This window comes from Sphingopyxis jiangsuensis, assembly GCF_016734905.1.
In the GTDB taxonomy this organism is placed as follows: domain Bacteria; phylum Pseudomonadota; class Alphaproteobacteria; order Sphingomonadales; family Sphingomonadaceae; genus Sphingopyxis; species Sphingopyxis jiangsuensis.
Genome location: NZ_JAERPO010000001.1, coordinates 742795 through 768220 on the forward strand (window position 1 = coordinate 742795; position 25426 = coordinate 768220).

At 64.6% G+C, this 25426-nt stretch carries 23 protein-coding genes and 1 tRNA gene; 6 read left to right on the forward strand and 18 right to left on the reverse strand.

Annotated elements, in window-relative coordinates; all coding sequences use genetic code 11:
• Nucleotides 1–19: 19 nt before the first annotated feature.
• Nucleotides 20–478 (reverse strand): SH3 domain-containing protein, encoded by a 459-nt coding sequence (locus tag JI743_RS03725; protein WP_201926054.1) that lies wholly within the window; start codon nucleotides 476–478, stop codon nucleotides 20–22.
• A 126-nt stretch (nucleotides 479–604) separates the two neighbouring features.
• On the opposite strand from JI743_RS03725, the gene JI743_RS03730 reads away from it, so the two are divergent.
• The gene (locus JI743_RS03730; RefSeq protein WP_201926056.1) at nucleotides 605–1603 is read left to right on the forward strand and encodes a 2-hydroxyacid dehydrogenase; all 999 of its coding nucleotides are present in this window, start codon (nucleotides 605–607) and stop codon (nucleotides 1601–1603) included.
• 99 nt (nucleotides 1604–1702) lie between these two features.
• On the opposite strand, the gene JI743_RS03735 is transcribed toward JI743_RS03730, so the two are convergent.
• The 3 genes from JI743_RS03735 to JI743_RS03745 all read right to left on the reverse strand — a co-directional run bounded on the left by JI743_RS03735 (nucleotide 1703) and on the right by JI743_RS03745 (nucleotide 5264).
• Entirely contained in the window at nucleotides 1703–3106 is a 1404-nt protein-coding gene (locus JI743_RS03735) for an NAD(P)H-dependent flavin oxidoreductase (protein ID WP_201926058.1), read from the reverse strand.
• An 83-nt stretch (nucleotides 3107–3189) separates the two neighbouring features.
• Entirely contained in the window at nucleotides 3190–4377 is a 1188-nt protein-coding gene (locus tag JI743_RS03740; protein WP_201927273.1) for a glycosyltransferase, read from the reverse strand.
• Nucleotides 4377–5264 carry an alpha/beta fold hydrolase gene (locus tag JI743_RS03745; protein WP_201926060.1) on the reverse strand — a complete coding sequence of 296 codons (888 nt, stop codon included), beginning with the start codon at nucleotides 5262–5264 and terminating at the stop codon, nucleotides 4377–4379. Before JI743_RS03745 ends, JI743_RS03740 begins: the two co-directional genes overlap by 1 nt.
• A gap of 143 nt (nucleotides 5265–5407) precedes the next feature.
• Between JI743_RS03745 and astD the strand changes: the two genes are divergently transcribed.
• The gene (gene astD / locus JI743_RS03750; protein WP_201926062.1) at nucleotides 5408–6853 is read left to right on the forward strand and encodes a succinylglutamate-semialdehyde dehydrogenase; all 1446 of its coding nucleotides are present in this window, start codon (nucleotides 5408–5410) and stop codon (nucleotides 6851–6853) included.
• Between the two features lie 66 nt (nucleotides 6854–6919).
• Here the strand turns inward: astD and JI743_RS03755 are convergent, their stop codons facing one another.
• The 5 genes from JI743_RS03755 to JI743_RS03775 all read right to left on the reverse strand — a co-directional run bounded on the left by JI743_RS03755 (nucleotide 6920) and on the right by JI743_RS03775 (nucleotide 11844).
• Nucleotides 6920–7867, reverse strand: coding sequence for a DUF808 domain-containing protein (locus JI743_RS03755; protein WP_201926064.1), 948 nt, complete (start codon nucleotides 7865–7867; stop codon nucleotides 6920–6922).
• A gap of 20 nt (nucleotides 7868–7887) precedes the next feature.
• Nucleotides 7888–9261 carry an aspartate aminotransferase family protein gene (locus JI743_RS03760; RefSeq protein WP_201926066.1) on the reverse strand — a complete coding sequence of 458 codons (1374 nt, stop codon included), beginning with the start codon at nucleotides 9259–9261 and terminating at the stop codon, nucleotides 7888–7890.
• A 105-nt stretch (nucleotides 9262–9366) separates the two neighbouring features.
• Nucleotides 9367–10107, reverse strand: coding sequence for a gamma-glutamyl-gamma-aminobutyrate hydrolase family protein (locus JI743_RS03765; RefSeq protein WP_201926068.1), 741 nt, complete (start codon nucleotides 10105–10107; stop codon nucleotides 9367–9369).
• Nucleotides 10108–10152: 45 nt separating this feature from the next.
• Nucleotides 10153–11124, reverse strand: a complete 972-nt coding sequence (gene glk, locus JI743_RS03770; protein WP_201926070.1) for a glucokinase — start codon at nucleotides 11122–11124, stop codon at nucleotides 10153–10155.
• A gap of 84 nt (nucleotides 11125–11208) precedes the next feature.
• The gene (locus tag JI743_RS03775; protein WP_201926073.1) at nucleotides 11209–11844 is read right to left on the reverse strand and encodes a TetR/AcrR family transcriptional regulator; all 636 of its coding nucleotides are present in this window, start codon (nucleotides 11842–11844) and stop codon (nucleotides 11209–11211) included.
• Nucleotides 11845–11899: 55 nt separating this feature from the next.
• Between JI743_RS03775 and JI743_RS03780 the strand changes: the two genes are divergently transcribed.
• Nucleotides 11900–12622, forward strand: coding sequence for an oxygen-binding di-iron domain-containing protein (locus JI743_RS03780; RefSeq protein ID WP_201926075.1), 723 nt, complete (start codon nucleotides 11900–11902; stop codon nucleotides 12620–12622).
• 86 nt (nucleotides 12623–12708) lie between these two features.
• Here the strand turns inward: JI743_RS03780 and JI743_RS03785 are convergent.
• The 7 genes from JI743_RS03785 to JI743_RS03815 form a co-directional block, all read right to left on the reverse strand.
• A tRNA-Arg gene (locus JI743_RS03785) sits at nucleotides 12709–12785 on the reverse strand.
• Between the two features lie 44 nt (nucleotides 12786–12829).
• Nucleotides 12830–13357 (reverse strand): DUF1254 domain-containing protein, encoded by a 528-nt coding sequence (locus JI743_RS03790; RefSeq protein ID WP_201926077.1) that lies wholly within the window; start codon nucleotides 13355–13357, stop codon nucleotides 12830–12832.
• 1 nt (nucleotide 13358) lies between these two features.
• Nucleotides 13359–13934 carry a DUF1214 domain-containing protein gene (locus JI743_RS03795; protein WP_201926079.1) on the reverse strand — a complete coding sequence of 192 codons (576 nt, stop codon included), beginning with the start codon at nucleotides 13932–13934 and terminating at the stop codon, nucleotides 13359–13361.
• 39 nt (nucleotides 13935–13973) lie between these two features.
• Nucleotides 13974–16631 (reverse strand): pyruvate, phosphate dikinase, encoded by a 2658-nt coding sequence (gene ppdK, locus JI743_RS03800; protein ID WP_201926081.1) that lies wholly within the window; start codon nucleotides 16629–16631, stop codon nucleotides 13974–13976.
• 205 nt (nucleotides 16632–16836) lie between these two features.
• Entirely contained in the window at nucleotides 16837–19149 is a 2313-nt protein-coding gene (gene glyS / locus JI743_RS03805) for a glycine--tRNA ligase subunit beta (protein WP_201926083.1), read from the reverse strand.
• Nucleotides 19149–19622, reverse strand: coding sequence for an endonuclease domain-containing protein (locus JI743_RS03810; protein WP_236659676.1), 474 nt, complete (start codon nucleotides 19620–19622; stop codon nucleotides 19149–19151). The genes glyS and JI743_RS03810 overlap by 1 nt, the downstream gene beginning before the upstream one ends.
• Nucleotides 19619–20548: a glycine--tRNA ligase subunit alpha gene (locus JI743_RS03815; RefSeq protein ID WP_201926085.1), complete on the reverse strand. Its 930-nt coding sequence runs from the start codon at nucleotides 20546–20548 to the stop codon at nucleotides 19619–19621. Before JI743_RS03815 ends, JI743_RS03810 begins: the two co-directional genes overlap by 4 nt.
• 182 nt (nucleotides 20549–20730) lie before the next feature.
• Between JI743_RS03815 and JI743_RS03820 the strand changes: the two genes are divergently transcribed.
• Together JI743_RS03820 and JI743_RS03825 are read left to right on the forward strand one after the other, a co-directional pair.
• On the forward strand, nucleotides 20731–21657 hold the full coding sequence (locus tag JI743_RS03820) for a TraB/GumN family protein (protein ID WP_201926087.1): 927 nt from the start codon (nucleotides 20731–20733) through the stop codon (nucleotides 21655–21657).
• Nucleotides 21654–22556 carry a TraB/GumN family protein gene (locus JI743_RS03825; RefSeq protein WP_236659677.1) on the forward strand — a complete coding sequence of 301 codons (903 nt, stop codon included), beginning with the start codon at nucleotides 21654–21656 and terminating at the stop codon, nucleotides 22554–22556. Before JI743_RS03820 ends, JI743_RS03825 begins: the two co-directional genes overlap by 4 nt.
• Before the next feature lie 16 nt (nucleotides 22557–22572).
• On the opposite strand, the gene trxB is transcribed toward JI743_RS03825, so the two are convergent.
• Nucleotides 22573–23538 carry a thioredoxin-disulfide reductase gene (trxB, locus tag JI743_RS03830; RefSeq protein ID WP_201926089.1) on the reverse strand — a complete coding sequence of 322 codons (966 nt, stop codon included), beginning with the start codon at nucleotides 23536–23538 and terminating at the stop codon, nucleotides 22573–22575.
• Nucleotides 23539–23819: 281 nt separating this feature from the next.
• Between trxB and JI743_RS03835 the strand changes: the two genes are divergently transcribed.
• A complete protein-coding gene (locus JI743_RS03835; protein WP_201926090.1) occupies nucleotides 23820–24632 on the forward strand; it encodes an SRPBCC family protein in 813 nt (270 codons plus the stop codon).
• A 43-nt stretch (nucleotides 24633–24675) separates the two neighbouring features.
• On the opposite strand, the gene trhO is transcribed toward JI743_RS03835, so the two are convergent.
• A complete protein-coding gene (trhO, locus tag JI743_RS03840; protein WP_201926092.1) occupies nucleotides 24676–25404 on the reverse strand; it encodes an oxygen-dependent tRNA uridine(34) hydroxylase TrhO in 729 nt (242 codons plus the stop codon).
• Between the last annotated feature and the right edge of the window lie 22 nt (nucleotides 25405–25426).

Consider the following 25426-nt stretch of genomic DNA (forward strand, 5'->3'; position numbering starts at 1 on the left):
GCCAAAACCGCCCGCGCGCTCAGTCGCCCCAAATATGGCTGGTCTGAATCCAGCCCTTGCGCCCTTTGACGTCGAACAGACACCAGCCGTCCTTGCAATCGCTGATACGCCCGACGACGCCGGGTTCGGCGCGGTAGGCAATTGGTGCGGCCGGATCGGCGGATTCGCGCATCGGTCGCACCTCGCCGGTGACGATCGCCGTGCGCGCGCGGCTGAGCAGCCGCGCCGCCATCCACCCCTGCGTACCGTCGGGATCCTCAATCTTGCGCCAGTTTTCGTGACGCGCGACGACCTTCACCGGCAGATATTTGCGGCGATATTCCCATATCACCGGCACGTCGGGCGACGGTCCCTTGCGCATCCGCGCCTCGTCCACATTGATCGATGCCCAATAGGGCAGTTCGGGATCGGATTGTGCCACGGCCGGTCCTGCGGCGACGATCATCGCAAGCGCTGAAACGATAAGACGGCGGGTCATCCCCCAGCCTTGTCAAAATCGGCCCGGCTTTTCAACCGTTCGCCGCGCGTTCGAAGGCATTCATCCACAGCCGCGATGCGCCTCGCCCTCTTGACCCCCGCGCGTCGGCGCGCTCTATCGACGCGCATGACCGACTCCCCTCGACCCAAGCGCCCGCGCGTCGTCGTGACCCGCCAGTTGATGCCACATGTCGAGGGCCGCATGGCCGAATTGTTCGACGTCGCGCTGTCGGCAAACGACCACGCCTTCACGGTCGATGAATTGAAGGCCGCGGTGAGCGATTGCGACGTTCTCGTCCCGACGGTCACCGACCGCATCGATGCCGAGATCATCGACGCCGCAAGCGAACGGCTCAAGCTGATCGCCAATTTCGGCGCGGGGGTCGACCATATCGACCTCGCGGCGGCGCGCGCCAAAGGCATCATGGTGTCGAACACGCCGGGAGTGTTTACCGAAGACACCGCCGACATGACGATGGCGCTGATTCTGTCGGTCCCGCGCCGGCTCGCCGAGGGCGAGAAACTGATGCGCTCCGGCAAATGGCAAGGCTGGGCGCCGAGCGCGATGCTCGGCCACCGCGTCGGCGGCAAGCTGCTCGGTATCATCGGCATGGGACGCATCGGCCTCGCCGTCGCGCGGCGCGCGCGTGCCTTTGGCCTGTCGATCCACTATCACAACCGAAAGCGCCTGCCCGCCGCTGTCGAGGAAGAACTCGGTGCGAGCTATCATGCGAGCATCGACACGCTGCTCAGGATCAGCGACGTGGTGACGATTCACTGCCCGCACACCAGCGAAACGCACGAAATGGTCAATGCCGCGCGCATCGCCGCGATGAAGCGCACGGCCTATCTGATCAACACCGCACGCGGCGAGATCGTCGACGAAAAGGCGATGATCGCGGCATTGAAGACCGGCCGCATCGCGGGCGCAGGACTCGACGTTTATACGCACGAACCCGCGGTCGACCCCGACCTCCTCGCCCTCGACAATGTCGTACTCCTCCCCCACCTCGGCTCCGCCACGATCGAAGGGCGCGAGGCGTCGGGCGAAAAGGTGATCGCCAATATCCGCGCCTGGTGCGACGGGCACCGGCCGCCCGACCAGGTGCTGGAGGGATGGGTTTAAGGCGCCACGTCTCGGCGAAGGCGGGCCGCTATCGGTTTACGCAGCACGGCTCGGCAAGGCGCCCTGCGGCACCGCCTTCGCGGAGGCGACGAAAGAAGATCAATCCCCCGTCAGAATCCGATCGACCAGCTGCTTCACCGTCGGGGTGAAATTGTTCGAGTAGAATGGGTCGGTCTTGAAGTTGAACGCGGCGTGGCCCGCGAACATCAGATTCTGTTCGACGTCGCCGCCGTGCGCGATGTCCTGCAGCGTTTTCTGGATGCAGAAGCTGCGGGGATCGGCGAGATAGCCGGTCGAATAATCGTCATGGTCCTTCCACGCCGAAAAACCGCAATGCGACAGGCAGCCCATGCAGTCGGCCTGGTCCTTGCGGATCACCGCCTTGTCGGTGTCGGTGACGAAAACGACCGTATTGTCCGGTGTTTTCAGCGCTTCGGTATAGCCCTCGGCCACCCAATCGCGCGCGCGGTCGCGGTCGTGCGGCGTTACCCAGAAATTCTTGCCCTTCACGCCGACGTCGAGCTGAACGACATGGTCGCCCGCTTCCTGCTTGGAATAGGGAATCTGACGTTCCGACCGCGCTTCGAGATCGCGCAAAAACGGATTGCGCACCGCGCTCGAATAAAAGCCCGTCGGCGAGAAACGGTGAAGAAGCACATCGCCTTCATCGAGCGTGCGCAGCCGGTCTTTCCATTCCTGTGGAATCGGGCTTTCTTCGGTAAGCAGCGGCCGCGTGCCATATTGGAAGACGATCTGGCCAAGGTCGGGATTGTCGATCCAGTCCTCCCAATCGCGCAGATACCAGACGCCGCCGGCCATGACGATCGGCACATCGTCGGCGATGCCTTCGGCGCGCATCGTGTCGCGCAGCGCCTTGACGCGTGGATAAGGATCTTCGGGTTTGCGTGGATCTTCTGCGTTCGACAGGCCGTTGTGACCGCCTGCAAGCCAGGGGTCCTCATACACCACCGCCGCCATCAGATGCGCAACCTTGTGATAGGCGCGCTTCCACAGCGCACGGAAGGCGCGTGCGGAACTGATGATCGGCAGATAATGGACATTGTGCCGCGCGGCGATTTCGCTGAGTTTGTAGGGCATGCCCGCGCCGCAGGTGACGCCGGTGACAAGGCCCTTGGTGCGTTCGAGCACGCCTTCGAGCACGCGCTGCGCGCCGCCCATTTCCCACAGCACGTTGATGTTGATCGCGCCCTTGCCGCTCGCGACGTCATAGGCGCGCTTGACCTGTTCGACGGCACCGTCGATCGCATATTGGATCAGTTCCTCATGCCGTTCCTTTCGCGTCAGCGCGCGATAGACTTGCGGAATGATCTTGCCCTCGGCGTCATAGCTGTCGGCATTGACCGCCGAAACGGTCCCGATGCCTCCGGCCGCAGCCCATGCGCCGCTCGACATATGATTGGTTGCCGAAACGCCTTTTCCGCCTTCGACAAGCGGCCACACTTCACGCCCGCCGTAAAGAATGGGCTTCAAACCTTTGAACACTCTAAACCTCTTTCTCTCCGCCGGCGCCCTGGCGGTGCCAGCCCCCATTTGCCGTTTCCGTAAGCGGCACGCGGCTCGCTATGTCAATCAATGCCTAGGAAACGCCCAGTGAAAACATCATATCCATCAAGCGCGCGAGCATAGAGCTTTTGGTAGCTCGCGACCATCCTTGTTTCGTCAAAGCGCTCGGCGGCGGCGGCCCGATTGGCTTCACCAATGCGCCTGCGTTGTCCGGCGTCCGCCGCCATCTGCGCAAGGGCTGCACGATACTCCGCCTCGCCAGCCACCACAAACGACCGGTTGATCGGCGCCACCATCGAGGCGACGTCGCCGACATCCGGGCTGACGACAGGCAAACCGGCCGCCATCGCCTCGATGACCGCTATCGGCGCCTGTTCGCTCAGCGACGACAGGGCGAGCATGTCGAAATGCCCGATCCATCGTGCAGGTTCGGGCATGAAGCCTGCGAGCACCACACGATCCGCTATTCCGCAACGCTCGGCCTCGGCCGCGATCGCCGCCCGCTCCGGCCCCTCGCCGACGATGACCAGCCGCACATGATCGGGCAACGTAGCCACTGCGCGTACGAGGCGCGGAAGGTCCTTCACCTTGCGCAGCCCCGCCACGGTGCCGATCACGACCTCGCCGTCTGTCCGCTCGAATCCTGGAATCGATAGCGATGGCCCACGGGCATAGGAGCCGACATCGATCCCGTTGCGGATCAACTCGACACGATCGGCTGGAACCTTCCATTCCCGCCTCGCGATCCCGCCCAGCAGTTCCGAGGGGACGACCAGCCTTGACGCGGTGCGCAGCGCATGGCGGCGGTACAGGTTACGCTTCCAGTTGCGCTTGACGCTCTCGTCTTCGTTGAACCCGTCCTCATGGTGGATGAGAAACGGAGGCATCATGTTCCACCAGCGGTCCCAATAGAGACGGTGCGCCATCGCCCCGTCCATTGCGCCCCAATTATAGCTGAGCACGAGGTCGAAATCATAGATATAGGCCGCCAACTTTCGGAAACGCGCAAGCGAAGGCCGCCCCGCGAGCGGTGGAGCATCGGTCGGGAAATGCGCAACAATACCCGGGGCGATCGCGTCGCGCGCATCCAGCGCGCCGGGAACCGCCGACAGGATCGTATGTTCGGCCCGCTCGCCCATCAGGTTCATCAAACGGACGGCACGCGCCTCCTTCCCGCCCAGCGAAAAGCTCGAATGGAGGTGAATGATGCGAAATGGCCCCTCGCGTTCGGCATATTCGCCGGTCCACATCATTCGCCCGGAAGCCCCGCGACCCATGTATCGATCGCCGCGCGCGCTTCGGGTTCGTCCATCGTCGGCGCGTGGCCGACGCGCTGAACTTCGACGAGCCGGGCGTTCGGCAGCTCGCCAGCCATTTTCTGCGCGGCACGCTGCGATAATATGTCCGACAGCGCGCCGCGCAGGATCAGTACCGGCGCGTTGCCCAGCGCGTGATAGGCGGGCCACAGATCGACCCCCGCCTCGGCGCCGCCCGGCGCGCGCAGCGGCGCCGCGATCTGCTTGTCATAATCGGTGACTATTCGCCCCTCCGGCGTCAGCCGGTGCGTCCGCTTGGTGACGCGCAACCAGTCGTGGATGCGATAATCGGGATAAATCGCGCCGTTGAGTTCGGAGAAAGCCCGCGCCGCGTGCATCCAGGTCGGCTGGCTGCCGCTGCTGCCGATATAGTCGCGAATACGCTCGAGCCCCGCAGTCTCGAGCTCGGGCCCGACGTCGTTGAGCACCGCGCCGACAAGACGGCCCGGCATGGTCGCCGCGATGAGCATCGCGACCAGCCCTCCGAGCGACGTGCCGATTGCGGCGAACCGAGACAGGCCGAATTCGTCGAGCATGGCCGCCACATCCTGAACATAGGTCAGCGGCACATAAGTCATCGGATCCTTTGCATAAGCGCTTTCGCCGCGTCCGCGAAACTCGACGACGACCACCTGCCGCCGCCGCGCGAGATGCGGTGCAAGTGTTTCGAAATCGCGGGCATTGCGGGCCAGGCCGGGCATGCAGAGGATGGGCGGCGCAGGGGCTGCTTCCGGCGGTCCGTCATAGACACGCGCGTGCAGCCGCACTCCGTCGGCGGACCACCAGTAACGGTCGGTCCAGTCGCGCTCTCCGTCCTGCATCGCCGAAATATTGCTTCCCCTTTGCGCGCCCGCCGGTGTAGCGGATTCGGCCCTGTCTATCGCGAACGACGCGCCGGGGTGCAAGCGGTCCGTGGCGGCCGCGGTTGCCCGACCCCGATTTCGCGGATAAGAGGCGGTCAACCATGACCGACGCGCTCATTTCTTTCGAACCCGCAACCGGCGAAGAACTGTGGCGCAGCGCGGTGAGCGATGTTGACCGCGAAGTCGAAGCCGCGCGACGGGCGTGGCCCGAATGGGCGTCGAAGGCCGTCACCTATCGCAGTGAGACGCTGCGCCGCTTCGTCGACCGGGTGAAGGCCGAAAGCGAGACGCTCGCCGACCTGATCGCGCGCGAAACGGGAAAGCCCTTGTGGGAAGCGCGGACCGAGGTCGAAAGCGTTGCGAACAAGGTCGATATTTCGATCAAGGCCTATGCCGAACGCACGCCGAACCGCCGCATCGAAGGCGCGATGGGCCTGCGCAATGCGGTTCGCCACAAGCCGCACGGGACGCTCGCGGTACTGGGTCCCTATAATTTCCCGGCGCACCTGCCCAACGGACATATCGTTCCCGCATTGCTCGCAGGCAATTCGGTCGTGTTCAAGCCGTCCGAAAAGACGCCCGCGGTCGGCGCCAAGCTCGTCGAGCTGTTCCACAGCGCGGGCGTGCCCGAAGAGGTGTTCCGCCTCGTCGTCGGTGGCCCCGAACAAGGTAAGGCGCTCGCGGCGCATCCGGCGATCGACGGTCTGCTGTTCACCGGATCGGCGACGACCGGCGTTGCCCTCAGCCGTCAGTTTGCAGGGCAGCCGGGCAAGATGCTCGCGCTCGAAATGGGCGGCAATAACCCGATTATCGTGTGGGACACCGCCGACCTGCACACCGCGGCAATTCTTGTCGTCCAGTCGGCCTTTCTCAGCGCGGGTCAGCGGTGCAGCAACGCGCGCCGCCTGATCGTCAAGCAGGGACTGGCCGAACCTTTGCTCGATGAGGTCAAGACACTCGCCGGACGGCTGATCGTCGACCACCCGCATGCCGATCCCGCCCCCTATATGGGGCCGGTGATCGACAATGAGGCGGCGGATCATCTGACCGAGAATTTCCTGATCCTGATGTCGAACGGCGGCCGCGTCGTCCGCCATATGTCGCGGCCCATCGCCGATCGCCCTTTCCTGACTCCTGGAATCATCGACGTTACCGGCATGGCCGAGCGCCCCGATGTCGAACTGTTCGGGCCGTTGCTTCAGGTCGTTCGCGTCGACAGCTTTGAGGCCGCGATTGCCGAGGCGAACAATACGAGCTTCGGCCTTTCGGCATCGCTGATCGGCGGGACGCCGCAGCTGTACGACCAATTCTGGGCCAATGCGCGTGCCGGGGTGATCAACTGGAACAGGCCTACCAATGGCGCGTCTTCGGCGGCGCCTTTCGGCGGCATCGGCCTGTCGGGCAACCATCGACCGAGCGCCTTTTATGCCGCCGACTATTGCGCCTATCCGGTCGCCAGTTCCGAAAGCGACGCCGTGCGCGCGTCAATCGGCGTCGGGCTGCGCGAAGACGAGGGCGCGAAGCTGGTGACGAAGAAATATCTTTGACCCTTGGTGGCGCCGGACATCATCCGGCGCCGATCGCATATCCCCAATAAGGCCGAAACAACGCGTTCAGTGTGCAGCGGCCGCTTTGGCCTTTCCCGGCACCAGGTGCAGCATCCCGACGATCACTCCGCCGAGCGCCAGCCCGAACAGCCCCGCGCCCGCAGCGTTGATGATCCATTCCCACACGCCCGCGCCGGGCAGCCCGCCAGCCACGCCATGGGCGAAATCTTGTAAGCCGTGCCCGATATTGCCGATATGATATTCGTCGAGCCCGTGGAGGAATATCTGTCCGCCGACCCACAACATCGCGGCGGTACCGATCGTCGCAAGCGCGGCAAGCAGCTTTGGCATCACATTGACCAGCCCCCGCCCCACCGAGCGGCGAAGCGAAGATCCCGCCCCCGCCATATGCAGGCCGATGTCGTCCATCTTCACGATTAATCCGACGACACCATAGACCGCGACGGTGATCACCACCGCGACGAGCGCCAGCGTCGCGGCGCGCATACCAAGCGGCTCGGCAAGCACTTCGTTGAGCGCGATGACCATGATTTCGGCCGACAGGATGAAATCGGTGCGGATCGCCCCTTTGGCCATCGACTCTTCATGGTCCTTGTCGGCGACGATGGCGGCCTTTTCGGCCAGCGTATGCTTTGGCTTGTGAAAGCTATGCCAAACCTTTTCTGCACCCTCGAAGCACAAATAGATGCCGCCGAGCATCAACAGCGGTGTGATCGCCCATTTCGCGACCTCGGACAGCAGCAGCAACGCCGGCAGTATCAGCACCAGCTTGTTGAACAGCGATCCTTTGGTGATCCGCCAGATGATCGGCAGCTCGCGGTCGGGCGTAAAGCCGGTGACGTAGCGAGGCGTCACCGCGGCATCGTCGACCACCACCCCGGCAGCCTTCACCCCCGCGCGCGATGCCGCGGCACCGATGTCGTCGACGCTCGCCGCCGCCACCTTGGCGATCGTCGCGACATCGTCGAGCAGGGCAAAAAGGCCAGAGGGCATAGGGAGTTGGTCCTTCGGGTTCAGAGCGCACGGAGCTTGGGCATCACTTCATCGAGCGATTTGCGGATGATGGCAACCATCTCGTCGATCTGTTGGGTCGTGATGATGAGTGGTGGGCACATGACCAGGCTATCGCGGATGCCGCGCACCATCAGCCCGTTCGCAATGCAAGCGTCCCGCGCCATCGGTCCGGCAGTCCCTTCGGCGCCACCGAACCGCGCGCGACTGTCCTTGTCCGCGACGATCTCGACCGCACCGAGCAGCCCGATCGAGCGCGTTTCGCCGACCAGCGGGTGATCGTTCAGCGTCGCGAGCGCCTTCGCCAGATGCGGACCGGTCACGTTCCCTGTCCGCTCGACCAGCCCCTCGCGCTCGATAATCTCGATATTCTTGAGCGCGACCGCCGCCGCGACCGGATGCCCCGAGTAGGTGAAGCCGTGGACGAAGTCGCCGCCGGTCTTGAGCATGTCGACGACGTGGCTCGCGACCGCCGTCGCCGAGATTGGGAGATAGCCCGACGACAATCCCTTCGCCATCGGCATCAGGTCGGGGGTGAACCCCATCACCTCATGCCCCCACATCTTGCCGGTGCGACCGAAGCCGCAGATGACTTCGTCGGCGACGAGCAGCAGGCCATATTTGCGCACCACGGCCTCTACCTTCGGCCAATAGCCTTTGGGCGGGATGATGACGCCGCCCGCGCCCTGCACCGGCTCGCCGATGAAGGCCGCGCAATTTTCGGGGCCGACCTCCAGGATCTTGTCCTCGATCGCCTGCACACAGGCGTCGCAGAACTCCTCCTCGCTCATCCCTTGGCCTTCGCCGAAGAAATAAGGCTGGCGAACATGTTCGACGCCGGGGATCGGCAGATCGCCCTGCGCGTGCATCGCCTTCATCCCGCCGAGCGAGACCCCCGCGACGGTTGAGCCATGATAGGCGTTCCAGCGGCTGATAAAGACGGTGCGCTTCGGCTCGCCTTTCAGCTTCCAATAATGGCGCACCATGCGGAACACCGTGTCGTTCGCCTCGCTGCCCGAGGCGTTGAAAAAGACATGCGGCAGGCGGTTCTGGGTGAGGCTGGCGATCTTGGCCGCGAGCGTCACCGTCGGCGGCGTCGCGGTCTTGAAGAAGGTGTTGTAGAAGGGCAGTTCGCGCATCTGCGCCGCCGCCGCCTCGACCAGCTCCTCGCGGCCATAGCCGACGTTGACGCACCAGAGGCCCGCCATACCGTCGAGGATGCGGTGGCCGTCACCATCAGTGATATAGGCGCCCTCGGCATGGGTGATGATACGGCTGCCGCCCAAAGCCTCAATCTCGGCCCAGTCGGCCTGCGCGGGAAGATGGTGTGCGACGTCGAGACGGCGCAGTTCGGCGATGTCGTGATTGCGGGGCATGTCTGAACTCCTGAAATTTCGGGAACGGGTAGAGCCGGACTCCGAACGATCAGGGCGAAAAGCCAAGCCGCGCGAGATAGCGATTATAGCGGGTGATGCGGCGGTTCATAATTCGCCTCTTAGCGCGCGACCCAGCAGACGAAAATAGGTCTGGTTTTGTGAGTTGTCATCAGTCTGCCATTCGGGATGCCACTGCACAGCGAGCAGCGGCGCGCCGTTGGGGCGAGCACTATAGGCTTCGACCAGCCCGTCGGCTGCGTGCGCCTCGACTGTCAATCCGTCGGCAAGCCGGCCGACTCCCTGGAAATGAACCGAGTTCACGTCGAGCGCCGTGTCGCCATAGGCGGTTGCAAGCAGCCCCCCCTCGACCAATTCGACGCGGTGCCGATGATCGAACATCGCGTCGAAATCGACGCCATCGGGCGCATGATGTGGCAAAAGGTCGCCGCTTGCCGACGTATCGCGGCGCAAGGTCCCGCCGAGCGCGACGTTGATCTCCTGAAAGCCGCGGCAGATGCCGAACAGCGGCCGCTGCGCCGAAATCACCGCATCGACCAGCTGCTGCATCATGCGGTCGCGGTCGGGATCGAACGGCCCCTCGCCCGCATCCGCCTCGCCATAGCGCGCAGGTTCGATGTTCGACGGCGTCCCGGTGAGCAGAACGCCGTCGAGCCGACCCACGATCTCGTCAGCATGCATCAACTCCGGGAGCGACGGGACGATCAGCGCCGCGCAATCGGCATAGCGCATCGCCGCTGTCGCATAGCGGTTGATAACCGTCTGCGCGACCTCGGTCCCGACCATGCGGTTGCAGGCGATGATGCCGAGGACGGGGCGTGTACTCATGCGCCCTAGCTGCCGATTTTCGCGGCCTTTCGCCAGCGGAATTTTTCAGCCGTACTGCCGCGCAAATGCCGCTGCCGCGCCGAACAGGCCGGGCTGCGGGTGGGTGATCAGCTTGACCGGGATTGCAGCCATGAAATTTTCGAACCGCCCCTTTGCGACAAAGCGTTCGGGAAAGCCGGACCGGACAAGCTGATCGCGAATCCGCAGGCCGAGACCGCCGGCAATCACCACGCCGCTCGCCCCCTGCGCGAGGGCGAGGTCGCCCGCGACGCTGCCCAGCGACAGGCAGAAACGGTCGATCGCCGCCGCGGCGAGACTGTCGCTCCCTTCCATCCCGCGCGTCCAGATTTCGCGGTCATCGAGCTGTTCGACCGCGCGGCCTTCCATGCTCGCAAGCGTCTCGTAAATATCGACAATTGCGGGCCCCGACACGACGCGCTCGACAGACACGCGGCGATGGCGTTTGCGCAGCCGGGCGAGGATCGCGTCTTCGATGATGTCGAGCGGCGCGAAATCGATATGCCCGCCCTCGGTCGCCTGCACCCGATAATCGTTGCCGTCGCGCCAGACATGCGCGACGCCAAGCCCGGTGCCGGGGCCTATGACGCTGATCGTCCCGCGCTCTGGAAACGGCTGGTCGGGACCCGCAAGATGTTCGAAATATTCGCTTCCCGCCTGCGCCGCGGCATGGCCCACCGCCTCGAAATCATTGACAAGTGTATAGTGGTCGACGCCGAGCTTCTCGCCGATCAGCGCGGGGCGAATGATCCAGGGGTTGTTGGTAAAGCGGATAATTTCGCCGCGCGTCGGCCCCGCGATGGCGATGGCGACGCTTTTCGGCAAACTACCGCCCTGCCGCTGCTCGAAATCCTGCCAGGCGGTCTGGAAACTCGCATGGTCGTCGGTGTGCAGCGTCGTCGCTTCGCCGAGCGAGACGCACCGACCGCCTGCAATTTCGGCAATGGCGAAGCGCGCATGGGTGCCGCCGATATCGACCGTGACGATCGGTTCGCTCATCCCTCTTCCCTTTCCTCGCCTCGCCAGGCGGCGGGCCATATATAGTCGCGTGTCCGAATAGCCCCCCGATGGCAAGGCGCATAGCTATGTGATGCGCGAGCGCGCCGCTGGTTCCGCTTCGTCGCCGTCGACCCCCAAAATGGCATCGCGCATCAACTCCGCCGCTTCCGCGCACCCAAGCATTTGCCCAAGCGTTCGCCATGTCGGAAAGGCGAGCGCAACCGCCAGCAGGGAACCGGCGCGCGGACCGAGAGTCTCGCTCATGATGGCCGCGGCAGCTTCGAACGATGGCGTCATGCGCAGCGCCGTAATCTGCTGGGTCAGTTCGTGATGTTCGGCATCGCGCAGGACGCAGCCGGCAAGCTGCTCGTTGCGCGCGAACCATTCGTATAAGCGCGTCAGTCCCGCCAGCACGCGCTCGCCGCCTGCGGGCACACCGCGCAACGCCTCCGGGTCGGGCAGCGGGTCGCGTGCGAGCGAAGTGCCCGAGCAGGCAAGGAACAAATCCCACTCGGTCGGAAAATGCGCATAATAGGTGTGCCGCTGCACACCCGCCCGCTCCGCGATCTGCGCCACAGTCGTTCGCGCGGGGCCAATGCTTCCGTGGAGGTCGATGGCCGCCTCGACGATTCGCTTTCGCGTCTCTTCGCGCGATTTGGCGCGCTTCCCCAGTCGATATGGACGACGCGATTCCTGGCATTTCGGCAGCTCATTTGACATGTCGTCATTTTAAATGCACACATATGTGTAGTCAATATTGTAAGGATCCGAGTCCATGACTGCCCAGACCACCGAAATTGCCGACGGCATCTTTCGCTTGTCGGTTTCCGTCCCCGAAATCGGCGCGCCCGAGGGTTTCACCTTCAACAGCTTCCTTGTCCTCGATGATGAACCTCTGCTCTTCCATGCCGGCCAGCGGGGGATGTTTCCGCTTTATTCCGACGCGGTGGCGCGCCTGATGCCTGTCGAGCGGCTGCGCTGGATCGGCTTCGGCCATATCGAGGCCGACGAATGCGGCGCGATGAACCTCTGGCTCGCCGCCGCTCCGCAAGCCCAGGTGGTACATGGCGAAACGGCTTGCTCGATTTCGCTCAACGATCTGGCCGACCGGCCCCCGCGCGCGCTCGCGGACGGCGAGGTCGTGACGACCGGTCGCCACCGCCTTCGCTATATCGACACGCCGCATGTTCCCCATTCGTGGGAATCGGGGGTGATGTTCGAGGAAACGACTGCGACGCTGCTTTGCGGCGACCTGTTCACCCAGTTCGGGCAACAGGCCGAAACGCGCGATGACATCGTCCCCGCCGCCATCGCCGCCGAAGACGCGTTCCATTCGACGAGTGTCGGCCCGGCCACCGCGCCGACGATCCGCCGCCTTGCCGGGCTTGCACCGCGCACGCTCGCATTGATGCACGGACCGACCTTTCACGGCGACGGCGCCGACGCGCTCGCACGCCTCGCCGATTATTTCGAAAGGTCGCTGCACGAGGCAGCCTGAACGACCGCTACGCGCCCGCCCGCACAGGGCGTGGCGCGCAGCCTATGGCGGGAACGAACCGTCGTCAAATTGCCAGAAAAAGGAAATGGCGCACCCGGAACGATTCGAACGTCCGACCCCCAGATTCGTAGTCTGGTGCTCTATCCAGCTGAGCTACGGGTGCGTGGAGAGGCGCCTTTAAGGCGCGAGGCGCAGGCGCGCAACCCCCTATTTCGGATTTGTGACGGGTGCGCAGGACGAGCGGCGGCGCGCCGCATCGAGCGCGCCGATTTCGCCGGGTTCACGAAGCAGCAGGCGAATCAACGCGATGCCGCTATCGTGCCCGACGCGCACGACTTCGGCGTCTGCAGGGACCTCCTGCCCCTCGCGCGCCACGACGATTCGATAAGGCTTTCCATCCGCCTCGACGTCGTTCCGAACGAAAACGACATCGGTGGCGGCGTCGAAGATGCTGAGCGAGCTGTAACGGTCCGGCACCGGAACGACGTCAATCGCGACCGGGCCTTCGCCAAGATCGAAGGGGCAGATCGAATAAGCCAGGTCGGGGCTGGGCCGCACGACCGGCTGGCGCGCGGGTGTCGCGAGATTGCCGTGCGTCATGCGGTTCATGCCGCCTTCGCCGACCCGGTCGATCGCCGCGCCCATCATTGCATAGGGGATTGCCGCAACGCCGGCCCAGGCAGCGATGACGGCGACCAGAAGGCCGAGCGCGAGCGGGTGCAGCCACGCACGCATCTCAACACTCCTCCCTGACGATGGTTGGAAGCTCCGCCGCGCGCGGATCGGCCCGGAAAGCCGAACCCGGATTGTACATGCGCAGCGTCAGGTGAAAGGGTTGCCCGGCCGCGCCCGGCAGCCACGCGCCCTCGGACGGTTTGTCCGGCGATATTGTCACGCGCCACCGGCCGTCGTCGTCGCTTGCCACGTTTGCACCGTTGACCGACCATATCCGCGCGTCATTGTCGACGAGATAGCCGTCGGTGTCATAGAGGGTGACGCTCCACCAGCGCGCATCGAGTTGGGGACCCGAAAGGCGGTAGCGGCAATTGCCGTCGAGCGGGGCGCCCGTGCTGTCGGTGCGCGCCATCCAATAGACGGTCTCTTTCGCCGGGAGCGCGAGCAAGCCTGCGCGCGCGACCGCGGCGCGGGTCAGCGGATCGGTCGCCTTCGTCCCATAGCCAAGTGAGGTCGACCACACCCCGTTTGTGATCGAGCCACCGCGAAGCCCTCCGCCGGTGACAGCCCATGCCGCGCCGAGACCAAGCAGAAGTCCACCCGAAATCGCGATTGCAAAGCGGTGCCAACGCTGCATGCGGCCTCCCCTCTCTTCGCCCCTGCGGCGCGCGGGCGGCTACGCCTTCAGCGCCGCCTGCGCCGCCGCGAGCCGCGCGATGGGCACACGGTACGGCGAGGCGCTGACATAGTCGAGACCCGTCTGCTCGCAGAAGCGGATACTCGGCGCATCGCCGCCATGTTCGCCACAGATGCCGAGCTTGATGCCGTCGCGCGTGCCGCGTCCCCGCTCGGCAGCGATCTCGATCAGCTGGCCGACGCCCTCGACATCAAGGCTGACGAAAGGATCGGTGACGAAAATCCCCTTGTCGACATATTGCGTCAGGAAGCGCCCGGCATCGTCGCGGCTGATGCCGATCGTCGTCTGGGTGAGGTCGTTGGTCCCAAAGCTGAAGAATTCGGCCGACTTTGCAATCTCGCCAGCCATCAGCGCGGCGCGCGGCAGTTCGATCATCGTACCGACGAGATAGTCGATCTCGCGCCCCTTTTCGGCGAACACCGCCTTCGCTGCCTTGTCGACGACCGCCTTCATCAGGTCGAATTCGCGGCGCGTCGCAACGAGCGGGATCATCACCTCGGGGATCGGCGCCGCGCCGGATTCCGCGGCGACGTCGCACGCCGCCTCGAAGATTGCGCGTGCCTGCATCTCATAGATTTCGGGATAGGTGACGCCGAGGCGGCACCCGCGATGGCCGAGCATCGGGTTGAATTCGTGAAGCTCGTTCGCACGCGCCTTGAGCGCCTCAATCCCGACGCCGGCAGCGTTGGCGACGTCGGCAAAATCTTCCTCGCGGGTGGGCAGGAATTCGTGAAGCGGCGGGTCGAGCAGGCGGATCGTCACCGGCAGCCCCGCCATCACGCGGAAGATAGCGGCAAAGTCGCCGCGCTGCTCGGGGAGCAGTTTGGCGAGCGCGGCGCGGCGTCCCGCCTCATTTTCGGCGAGAATCATTTCGCGCACCGCGGTGATGCGCGCGGCGTCGAAAAACATATGCTCGGTACGGCAGAGACCGATGCCCTCGGCACCGAAATCGCGCGCGACCTGCGCATCCTGCGGCGTTTCGGCATTGGTGCGCACTTTCATCCGGCGCACCTTGTCGGCCCAGACCATCAACGTGCCAAAGTCGCCGACAAGCTCGGGTTGCAGCGTCGGCACCTCGCCCGCCATCACTTCGCCGGTCGATCCGTCGAGCGTGATGACATCGCCTTCCTTGAGTTCGCGTCCCGCAACGCGCAGCACGCGCGCCGCGCCGTCGATGCTGAGCCCGCCCGCGCCCGAGACGCACGGACGCCCCATGCCGCGTGCCACGACCGCCGCGTGGCTCGTCATTCCGCCGCGCGCGGTCAAAATCCCCTTCGCCGCGTGCATGCCGTGAATATCCTCGGGGCTCGTCTCGACGCGGACGAGGATCACCGCCTCGCCCATTCCTGCACATTTCTCGGCGCTGTCGGCGTCGAACATGATCTTGCCCGACGCGGCACCGGGGCTCGCGGGCAGCCCCTTTGTGAGAACGTCGCGCGGCGCATCGGGGTCGAGCGTCGGGTGGAGCAGTTGGTCGAGCGCGCCGGGATCGACGCGGCTCACCGCTTCCTCTTCGGAAATCAGCCCTTCCGCCGCCATGTCGACCGCGATCTTGAGCGCCGCCTTGGCCGTGCGCTTGCCGCTACGCGTCTGGAGCATCCACAGCTTGCCGCGCTCGACGGTAAACTCGATGTCCTGCATGTCCCGATAATGCGTCTCGAGCGTATCGAAGACGCGGCCCAGCTCGGCAAAGGTTTCGGGCATTGCCTCTTCCATGCTCAGCGGCTTGGCGCCGGCCTTTTCGCGTGCGACCTTCGTCAGATATTGCGGTGTACGGATGCCTGCGACGACGTCTTCGCCCTGCGCGTTGATCAGCCATTCGCCATACCAGGCGCGCTCGCCCGTCGCGGGGTCGCGCGTGAAGGCCACACCCGTCGCCGACGTGTCGCCCATATTGCCGAACACCATCGCCTGCACATTGACCGCGGTGCCCCATTCGCCGGGGATGCCGTTGAGGCGGCGATAGACTTTGGCGCGCTCGCTTTCCCAGCTCGCAAAGACGGCGCCGATCGCGCCCCACAGCTGGTCCTTCGGCTGCTGCGGGAAAGCTGCGCCGGTCTCGCGCTCGACGATGGCCTGATATTGTTTGACGAGCGCCTGCCAATCCTCGGCCGCCATCTCGGTATCGAGAAAGAAGCCCTTGTCTTCCTTTGCGATTTCCAGTGCCTCTTCGAACTCGGCATGGTCGAGCCCCATGACGACGTCGGCGTACATCTGGATGAAGCGGCGATAGCTGTCCCACGCAAAGCGCGGGTCCCCCGATGCTTCGGCCAGCCCCGCGACGGTCGTGTCGTTGAGGCCGAGGTTGAGCACCGTGTCCATCATCCCCGGCATCGACACGCGGGCGCCCGAACGGACCGAGACGAGGAGCGGGTTCGCGGCATCGCCGAACGCCTTGCCGGTGAGTGCCTCGATATGCGCGATTCCTGCGGCGACTTCGTCGGCAAGCCCCGCGGGATATTGCTCGTCATTGTCGTAATAGGCGGTGCAGACTTCGGTGGTGATCGTAAATCCGGGGGGCACCGGCAGGCCGATGGAAGCCATTTCGGCAAGGTTCGCGCCCTTGCCACCAAGCAATTCCTTCGATCGCTCGGCCGTCGTGGCCGTTCCGCCGAATAAATGCACCATATTCGTCATGTCTTGCTCCTGCTGCCCCGGGGAGGAGGTTGCGGCTGGGTAGCTATGCAATGCGCGTCGGTCGATTCAGTTTTGCTTCTTTCGTTATAAGCTACCCGGCATCCCAAACCCGTTCGAATCGAGCGAAGTCGGGATGCCCATCGTTCATCCTCGCCTTCCCGCTGTCTCGACTAGGCTCGACACGAACGGGAATTGGAACCCGGCTCTATCCCTCGATCTTCGAGAAATCGGCGACGCCATGCACCGCAGCGGTGAATCGCGCGAGCAGGCCGAGGCGATAGGCGCGCACCGCCGCGTCGGGGTCGTTGACCATCACGCCCTCGAAAAAGGCATCGATCGGCGCGCGGAGCGACGCGAGCGCGGCCATGGCGTCGGTGAAGCGTTCTTCTTCGACAGCTTTGCGCGCAGCCGGTTCGGCGGTGCCGAGGGCAGTAAGGAGGGCCCGATCCACATCCGTCATGCGCTCCGGCGAAAGCCGGAGCCCAGGAGTGTCTTGCTCCAACGCCTGCGCTGCCCCGCCCTGGGTTCCGGCTTCCGCCGGAACACTGGCTTGCTTCAATATATTCGCCGCACGCTTGTAACCCGCGAGCAGATTGGCGCCGTCATCGGTTGCCATGAACGCCTGCAACGCCTTCACGCGGGCGAGCAAGCGAACAAGATCATCCTCGCCGCCGAGCGCGAACACCGCGTCGATCAGGTCGTGGCGGACGCCGGCTTCGCGTTGCTGAACTTTGAGGCGTTCGGCGAAGAAGTCGAGAACAACGTCAGAACAATCCTCAATGCCTTCGTGGAGATCACTTTCATAATCTCCCGCAAGTACACCCTCTGGGTCGTGATTGCCTTTCCGTAGATCCCATCCAGAAAGAGTCAGGGTGATGGGGTGCGGCTCATAAAGAATTTTCTCAAGCCAAACTTCCAAAACTTTGCGAACCAGCTTGCGAACCGTAAAAGCCGGCAGATTATCAACAATCAAACCGGTGGCGCCAATTGCGGCGCGCCTAAGAGCGAACGGATCCTTCGAACCGGTCGGTGTTTGATTAATTGCAAAAAAGCCAACCAGCGTATCCAACTTATCCGCCAACGCCACAGCCACCGTCACCGGCGCGGTCGGCACATCGTCGCCCTGCCCGACCGGCTTGTAATGGTCGCGGATTGCGTCGGCGACCGCATCGGGAAGGCCTTCGGCGCGGGCGTAATAGCCGCCCATCAGGCCTTGCAGTTCGGGGAACTCGCCGACCATTTCGGTGACGAGGTCCGCCTTGCACAGCCGCGCCGCGAGTTCGACTTGATTGGCTAATTCTTCCCTGTTCCCCGGCGAAGGCCGGGGTCCAGGGCTTCCTGAAGCTAACGCTTGCTCTGTGCCGCTCTGGACCCCGGCTTTCGCCGGGGTGCGGTCGGTGACTATGCCCTCCTCGGCCAACCACCGCGCCAGCTTCGCAACCCGCTCGACCTTGTCCGCAACCGTCCCCAGCTTCTCGTGGAACGTGATCCGGTCCAGCTTCTTCGCATGGTCTTCTAGCTTGGTCTTGCGGTCCTGCTCCCAGAAGAAGCGCGCGTCCGAAAGCCGCGCCGCGAGCACCTTTTCATTGCCCGCGACGATCGCCGTGCCGCCGTCAGTCGCGTCGATGTTCGCGGTGCAAACGAAAGCGTTGGCGAGCTTGCCCGCGCCGTCCTGCACGACGAAATATTTCTGGTTCACGCGCGCGGTCAGCTGGATGACCTCGGGCGGCACGTCGAGGAACGCTTCGTCGAAGCGGCCGAGCAAGGGCACCGGCCATTCGGTGAGGCCGGCATTCTCGACCACCAGCCCCTCGTCCTCAATCAAGGCCAACCCAGCGTCGACCGCGGCTTTGGCGGCACCCGTCCGGATGATCGCCGCGCGCTCTTCATGGTCGACAATGACGTGGCACGCGCGCAGCTTTTCGGCATAGTCCGACGCCGAGCCGATGGTGATTTCGCCGGGGCAATGAAAGCGGTGGCCGCGCGTTGCGAAACCCGCGGAAATCCCGCTAACTTCACACGGAATCAAGTCTTCGCCAAAGATCGCGACGATACCCGACAGCGGGCGCACCCAGCGCAAGCTTTCACTGCTGCTGCTTTCCTTGCCCCAGCGCATCGACTTGGGCCAGGCAAAGGCGCGGATGATCGCAGGGATCGCCTCGGCCAGAACGTCGGCGGTCGCACGGCCGGGCTTGTCGATCACCGCGAACCATATGCCGTCGCGGTCCTCAAGCTGCTCCTGCGTCAGGCCGGTCTTGCGGAGGAAGCCTTCGAGCGCCTGCGGCGGCGCGCTGGTGCGCGGACCCTTGAGTTCTTCGCTGACCGCCGCAGTCGCCTCCGGCAAGTCGCGTGCGATGAGCGCGAGGCGGCGCGGGGTCGACCAGATGGTGAGATCGCCGAAGTCGATGCCCGCAGCGGCCATCTGGGCGCGGAACAATTTGTCGAGCTCGGCGCGCGCGCCCGCCTGCATCCGCGCGGGGATTTCCTCGGAGCGCAGTTCGAGAAGGAAGTCGGTCATCAAAAATCCTCCCCGCTTGCGGGGAGGGGGACCGCGCCGAAGGCGTGGTGGAGGGGGCTGTCGGTCTTGAGCCGAAGCAGCGCCACGACGCCATCCATATTTTCGAGCACATCCTTTGCCGCCACCCGGACGACCTCAAATCCTTGCGCGGCAAAATATGCATCTCGCGCAGCGTCACGCGCGGGCGCGGCTCCGCGATCATGCGCCTCACCGTCGATTTCGATCACGAGCTTCGTCGCCATCGAGCAAAAGTCCGCAACATAGGGGCCGACCGGATGCTGGCGGCGGAATTTCACGCCGAGCTTCTGCCCGCGCAATTGTTCCCACAACAACACCTCGGGCAGCGTCATTTCACGACGGAGCCGGCGGGCGGCGTACACCTGCGGGCGTTGCAAGCCTCGCGAGCCCCCTCCACCACGCTTCGCGCGGTCCCCCTCCCCGTTTCGGGGAGGATTTTGGTAGGCCGCCATCATAGCGTCCACCCCGGATATTTCGCGGTCCAGCTCTCCGACTGGCTGTCGATCCACGCCTTGCAGCTCCCTTTCGCGAGGTCGCGGACGCGCGCCATATAGTTGGCGCGTTCCTGCACGCTGATCACGCCGCGCGCCTGGAGCAGGTTGAAGAGGTGGCTCGCCTCGATCGCCTGGTCATAGGCCGCGAGCGGCACGCCCGCGTCGATCGCGCGCTGGCATTCGGCTTCGGCCGCCTTGAAGCCCGCAAACAGGCTGTCGGTGTCGGCGACCTCGAAATTCCATTTCGAGAATTGCCGTTCGTTTTCAAGGAAGACGTCGCCATAGCTGACACCCGGCACGTCCCCGACGGGGTCGGAGAAACGCAGGTCGTACACATTGTCGACGCCCTGGATATACATGGCGAGCCGTTCGAGCCCATAGGTCAGCTCGCCCGCGACGGGCTTGCAGTCGAAGCCGCCCATCTGCTGGAAATAAGTGAACTGGGTGACTTCCATCCCGTCGCACCAGACTTCCCAGCCCAGCCCCCACGCGCCGAGCGTCGGCGATTCCCAATCATCCTCGACAAAGCGGATGTCGTGGAGCAGCGGGTCGATGCCGATCGCCGCCAGCGACCCCAGATATTGCTCCTGCAGGTCTGCGGGCGACGGTTTCAGGATCACCTGATACTGGTAATAATGCTGCAGCCGGTTCGGATTCTCGCCATAGCGGCCATCGGTCGGCCGGCGGCTCGGCTGGACATAGGCGACGTTCCACGGCTCGGGACCCAGGCTGCGCAGGGTCGTCGCGGGGTGAAATGTCCCTGCACCGACGCGCATGTCATAGGGCTGCAGGATGGCACAACCGCGCGCGCCCCAATAGGCGTGCAGCGTCAGGATCATGTCCTGGAAGCTCAAGGGTGTCTTTTCCGCCGCGCCGGCCACGCTCATGCCTTCTTTCGCAGGTGCAACAAGTGCCGCAGCCCTTGGCGCAGCGGCGCGCGCCGGTCAAGGGCGGGGGCAAGGCGCCGCGGCGGGACGGCGAGGACAATGCCTGCAAATCGTCAACATTTGCCCTCCCCTTTTCGCGCCGCCCGCCCTAAGCCTTGGGCAAATCGACGAAAGGCTTTGCAATGTCCAAACGGTTCAAGAAACTCGTCCTCACCTGCGCGCTGATCCCGCTCGGGCAATGCACCCTGCTCCCCTTTGGCTCGCAGATTGCGCATGCCGCCGAAGCGGCCGCGACGGTCGACGCTGACCCCGCCCTGTGGGTTGTCAGGGACGAGGACACGACCATTTACCTGTTCGGGACCGTCCATGTGCTGAAACCGGGGCTCAGCTGGTTCGACGAGGCGGTGAAGGAGGCGTTCGACAAATCCGACACGTTGATGCTCGAAATGGTGCTGCCCGAGGACCAGACCGCCATCCAGCAAACGATGATTCCGCTCGCCGTCGACCAGAGCGGCACCGCGCTGTCGTCGCGGCTCGATAACGAACAGCGCGCGGCCTATCATGCGGCAATGGACAAAGTCGGGCTGCCGGTCGCGCAGTTCGATATCTTTGAACCCTGGTTCGCCGCGGTCACCCTGTCGGTCGCCCCGCTCGCCAAGCTGGGATACGATCCCGAACAGGGAGCCGAAAAACAGCTTACACGCTTCGCCAAAAGCGCGGGCAAGCCGATTGCGGGGTTCGAGGATCTGAAGGAACAACTCGGTTTTCTCGATGCGCTGCCGGCCGATGCCCAGCTTTCCTATCTCAACTCGGTTGTGCGTGATATCGACAAAATGGGTTCGATGCTCGACGCGTTGGTCGTGGAATGGGCGGCGGGCAAACCCGAAGTGCTTGCCGAACTGATGAACGAAAGCCTGGCGGAAACGCCGGAAGTCGCCGATGCGCTGCTTTATGCCCGCAATGCGCGCTGGGCCGATCGGATCAAGGCCCGCATGGACGAACCCGGCACGGTTTTCGTCGCGGTCGGCGCCGGACATCTCGCCGGAGACCGCAGCGTCCAGAAGGAACTCGCCGACCGCGGGCTGGTCGCCGAACGGGTCGACTATTGATCTGTAGCGGTCGCCCCCGGACACTGCACGGCCGCCGCCGCGTTGCAGCGATCCTGCTGCCCTTGCTGCTGGCCGCGTGCGGAACACGAGAGCCGGGGCCGACCGCGACACCGGCATTGTGGCTCGTCGCCGACGAAGACACGCAAATCTATTTGCTTGGCACGATGCACGCCCTTCCGCGGGGGACCGATTGGAGGGGAGGAAAGGTCGACACGGCAATCGCCAACGCCGACGAGCTGGTCCTCGAACTGTCACCGGGAGAGGCCGCGCAGGCCGGATCGGCCTTTCGCGCCCTCGCCCCGCGCACCGCCCCCCTCGCGATGCACGAGCGCCTTCCTCCGGCCGCGCTCGCCGGCTATCGCGCACTCGAAGCGAGCGGCGATCCTTTCGGCGGCGATGCGCTCGACGATTGGGCGGTACTGGTGTTGATGGGCCAGCGCGCCGCGCGCAATGCGGCGTTGTCGTCGTCAGACGGAGTCGAAACCGGACTCACCGCGATGTTCGAGGCTGCGGGCAAACCGATTTCCGGTTTCGAAACGGCGCGCGCACAACTTTATCTTTTCGAAACGCTCGACCCGGCGACGCAGCGGACACTGCTGGTCAACGCGGCATCGGACGCAAAGGATGCCGTGAACGACGTTCGCAAGCTGACCGCCGCCTGGTCGCGCGCCGACGTTGCCGCGCTGGAGGCGATCGTCAACGACGACATCGACGCGGTGCCGGACGCGCGCAAAGCGATCATCACCGACCGGAATCAAGCGTGGAGCGCTTGGATCAAACGGCGTCTCGACCGGCCGGGCACCGTGTTGGTCGCGGTAGGCGCCGGACATATGGTCGGCACCGACGGCCTGCCAGCATTGATGGAAGCCGCCGGGTTCGACGTGTGCCGGGTGCAATAGGGCGTTAGACCGCGCCCTATGCGTCCACCAGCGCGTGGAACTCCGCTTCGGCGAGGAAGCGTTCGGCGTCGAGCGCGGCCATGCAGCCCATGCCGGCGGCGGTCACGGCCTGGCGGTAGACCTTGTCCGACACGTCACCAGCCGCGAACACGCCGGGGACTGCCGTCAGCGACGTGCCCGGCGTCACCTGCAGATAGCCGTCGTCATCGAGCGGCAGCTTGCCCTTGAACAATTCGGTCGCCGGGCTGTGGCCAATAGCGACAAAACCGCCGTCGGTCGGCTCGTGGCTCGCCTCGCCCGTCACCGTGTCGACCAGGTCGACGCCGACGAGTCCCGAAACGCCCTCGCCCGCGACGAAGCGTTCGACGCGCTTGTTCCACAACATCTTGATCTTGGGGTTGGCAAACAGCCGGTCCTGGAGGATCTTTTCGGCGCGCAGCGAATCGCGACGATGGATCAGCGTCACGTCGTCGCTGTGGTTCGTGAGGTACAGCGCCTCTTCCACCGCGGTGTTGCCGCCGCCGATCACCACGACCTTCTTGCCGCGATAAAAGAATCCGTCGCACGTCGCGCACGCCGACACGCCCTTGCCGCCCAGTTCCTGCTCGCCTTCCACGCCCAGCCACTTCGCCTGCGCGCCCGTCGCGATCACCAGCGTTTCCGCCATATAGACATCTCCGCCGTCGCCGGTCAGTTTGAACGGCCGCTGCGTCAGGTCGACGTCGACGATCGTGTCCCAGATCATGCTCGTCCCGACATGCACCGCCTGCGCGGTCATCTGTTCCATCAGCCACGGCCCCTGGATCACGTCGGCAAAGCCCGGATAGTTTTCGACGTCGGTCGTGATCGTCAGCTGCCCGCCGGGCTGAAGCCCCTGCACGACGATCGGCTGCATCCCCGCGCGCGCGCCGTAAATGGCGGCCGAAAGCCCCGCGGGGCCGGAACCGAGGATCAGCATCTTGGTGTGGTGGGTCGTGGGCATGATCGTCCTTCGCAAGCGTGGGTGCGCCTAAATGGGTGTTGCCAAGCGCGCTAGCAAGGGACAGGCTGCGCGCCAAGGGGGGAGCCCGCGTGACAATGACTGATCGGCCGGGAATCCGTCGGCGCGACAATTGGAAATTCGTCTCTGCAACCATGGTCGCCCTCGCGGCGGCCTTGGCGGTCTATATACTCGCGGAGGCAGGAAAAAGCGGAGCGATAGGCTATTCTCTCTTGGTCGTATTGCCCGCAACAACGTCGGCTTTCATCGGGTGGATAGGCAGTATGGGACGAAACTGGTCGCGCGGCACCTATCTTTCGGTGCCGCTATGGCTTGCGTTCGTTGCAACGGCGATCGGCGCGGTTTTCCTTCGCGAAGGCGTTGTCTGCCTTGTCATGGCGCTGCCCTTCTGGATCGGGTTCGGCTATGTGGGGCTTTGGCCGGTCTATCTGTATCGCCGTCAGCAGCGTCATGTGGACCCCGCCATCTTCCGCGCCCATGCGATGCTCCTTCTGCCTTTCCTCGCGCTGCTGGTCGATCAACAATTCGTACCGCCGCGCGAAACGCGAACGGTCGTGCGCGAGATTGTCGTCGATGCGCCCGCCGCTGTCGCCTGGCCGCGCCTGCTTGTTATTCCCGCGATCTCGCCGGATGAGGGGCGCTGGAACATCAGCCAGGACCTGCTGCGCCTGCCACGTCCGGTCGCGGCGCACCTGTCGGGGCGCGGGCCGGGTGCGGTGCGCGATGCACGGTGGCAGGACGATATTCGCTTCCAGGAGATTGTCACCGAATGGCGGTCACAGGAACGTCTGCAATGGCAGTTCGCCTTCCCAGACCCGTCGATCCACGAACGCACCGACCGCCATATACAGCCTCACGGTCGCCACCTGTGGATCGACGCGGGCGGCTATGACTTGATTCCATTGACCGGCGGACGAACGAAAATCCGGCTCTGGACACGCTACCACCTCTCGACCCCGTTCAACGCCTACGCAGGCTGGTGGGGAGAGCGGATCTTGGGCGATATCCAGGACAATGTGCTGGCGGTCGTTGCCGAACGGATCGCGAAGGACGCGAACCAAAGCATCGTCCGCTAACGACAGCCACAGGGCAGCCCCGCGCGCCCGCCAGCCTTGGCGGCTATTCCTTCTCCCCGACCTCGACCAGCCCATGGCCGACGCTGACGCGCTCGTCGAAGACGAAGCAGCTGCCGTGCCAGCGGCTCTCGGTCTCCGGCACCTGTTCGAGATAGGCGAGGATACCGCCCTTCAGGTGGACGACATCGTCGACGCCTTCGCTTTTCAGGAAGGCGGTCGACTTTTCGCAGCGGATGCCGCCGGTGCAGAACATCGCGATACGCTTGCCCGCAAATTGGTCGGCATTGGCGCGCCACCAGCCGGGGAAGTCGCCAAAGCTTTTCGTGTGCGGGTTCACCGCGCCGTCGAAGCTGCCATATCCGACCTCGAAATCGTTGCGCGTGTCGATGACGACGGTGTCGGGGTCGTCGACCACCGCGTTCCACTCGGCGGGCGCGACATAGGCGCCGGCCTCGCGCGCGGGGTCGACGCCCGGCACCTTCATCGTCACGATTTCCTTCTTCAGCCGCACCTTCATCCGGCCAAAGGGCATCGCGGCCGCGGCCGAATATTTGACGTCGAGGTCGGCGCATCCGGGGAGCGCGCGGATATGGTCGACCACCGCCGCGACCCCGTCAGCCGTCCCCGCGATCGTCCCGTTCACCCCTTCGCGCGCGAGGAGCAGCGTGCCTTTGATCCCCCGCTCCTCGCAAAGCGCGAGTAGCGGCGCGCGCAGCGCGGCAGGGTCGTCGAACGGCGCAAAGCGATAAAGGGCGGCAACGGTGAAGCTCATGGTGCGCGCCATGTAGGCGTGT

Excerpts from the sequence above, each read along its gene's own strand:
- JI743_RS03835 (WP_201926090.1), top strand. The coding sequence starts at position 23,820 with ATGGGACGAAACTGGTCGCGCGGCACCTATCTTTCGGTGCCGCTATGG.
- JI743_RS03765 (WP_201926068.1), bottom strand. The coding sequence starts at position 10,107 with ATGAGTACACGCCCCGTCCTCGGCATCATCGCCTGCAACCGCATGGTC.
- JI743_RS03795 (WP_201926079.1), bottom strand. The coding sequence starts at position 13,934 with ATGCAGCGTTGGCACCGCTTTGCAATCGCGATTTCGGGTGGACTTCTG.
- JI743_RS03725 (WP_201926054.1), bottom strand. The coding sequence starts at position 478 with ATGACCCGCCGTCTTATCGTTTCAGCGCTTGCGATGATCGTCGCCGCA.
- JI743_RS03780 (WP_201926075.1), top strand. The coding sequence starts at position 11,900 with ATGACTGCCCAGACCACCGAAATTGCCGACGGCATCTTTCGCTTGTCG.
- glyS (WP_201926083.1), bottom strand. The coding sequence starts at position 19,149 with ATGACCGACTTCCTTCTCGAACTGCGCTCCGAGGAAATCCCCGCGCGG.
- JI743_RS03760 (WP_201926066.1), bottom strand. The coding sequence starts at position 9,261 with ATGCCCCGCAATCACGACATCGCCGAACTGCGCCGTCTCGACGTCGCA.
- JI743_RS03755 (WP_201926064.1), bottom strand. The coding sequence starts at position 7,867 with ATGCCCTCTGGCCTTTTTGCCCTGCTCGACGATGTCGCGACGATCGCC.
- ppdK (WP_201926081.1), bottom strand. The coding sequence starts at position 16,631 with ATGACGAATATGGTGCATTTATTCGGCGGAACGGCCACGACGGCCGAG.
- JI743_RS03730 (WP_201926056.1), top strand. The coding sequence starts at position 605 with ATGACCGACTCCCCTCGACCCAAGCGCCCGCGCGTCGTCGTGACCCGC.
- JI743_RS03775 (WP_201926073.1), bottom strand. The coding sequence starts at position 11,844 with ATGTCAAATGAGCTGCCGAAATGCCAGGAATCGCGTCGTCCATATCGA.
- astD (WP_201926062.1), top strand. The coding sequence starts at position 5,408 with ATGACCGACGCGCTCATTTCTTTCGAACCCGCAACCGGCGAAGAACTG.
- JI743_RS03745 (WP_201926060.1), bottom strand. The coding sequence starts at position 5,264 with ATGCAGGACGGAGAGCGCGACTGGACCGACCGTTACTGGTGGTCCGCC.
- JI743_RS03740 (WP_201927273.1), bottom strand. The coding sequence starts at position 4,377 with ATGTGGACCGGCGAATATGCCGAACGCGAGGGGCCATTTCGCATCATT.
- JI743_RS03815 (WP_201926085.1), bottom strand. The coding sequence starts at position 20,548 with ATGAGCGTGGCCGGCGCGGCGGAAAAGACACCCTTGAGCTTCCAGGAC.
- glk (WP_201926070.1), bottom strand. The coding sequence starts at position 11,124 with ATGAGCGAACCGATCGTCACGGTCGATATCGGCGGCACCCATGCGCGC.
- JI743_RS03790 (WP_201926077.1), bottom strand. The coding sequence starts at position 13,357 with ATGCGTGCGTGGCTGCACCCGCTCGCGCTCGGCCTTCTGGTCGCCGTC.
- trxB (WP_201926089.1), bottom strand. The coding sequence starts at position 23,538 with ATGCCCACGACCCACCACACCAAGATGCTGATCCTCGGTTCCGGCCCC.
- JI743_RS03820 (WP_201926087.1), top strand. The coding sequence starts at position 20,731 with ATGTCCAAACGGTTCAAGAAACTCGTCCTCACCTGCGCGCTGATCCCG.
- trhO (WP_201926092.1), bottom strand. The coding sequence starts at position 25,404 with ATGAGCTTCACCGTTGCCGCCCTTTATCGCTTTGCGCCGTTCGACGAC.
- JI743_RS03810 (WP_236659676.1), bottom strand. The coding sequence starts at position 19,622 with ATGATGGCGGCCTACCAAAATCCTCCCCGAAACGGGGAGGGGGACCGC.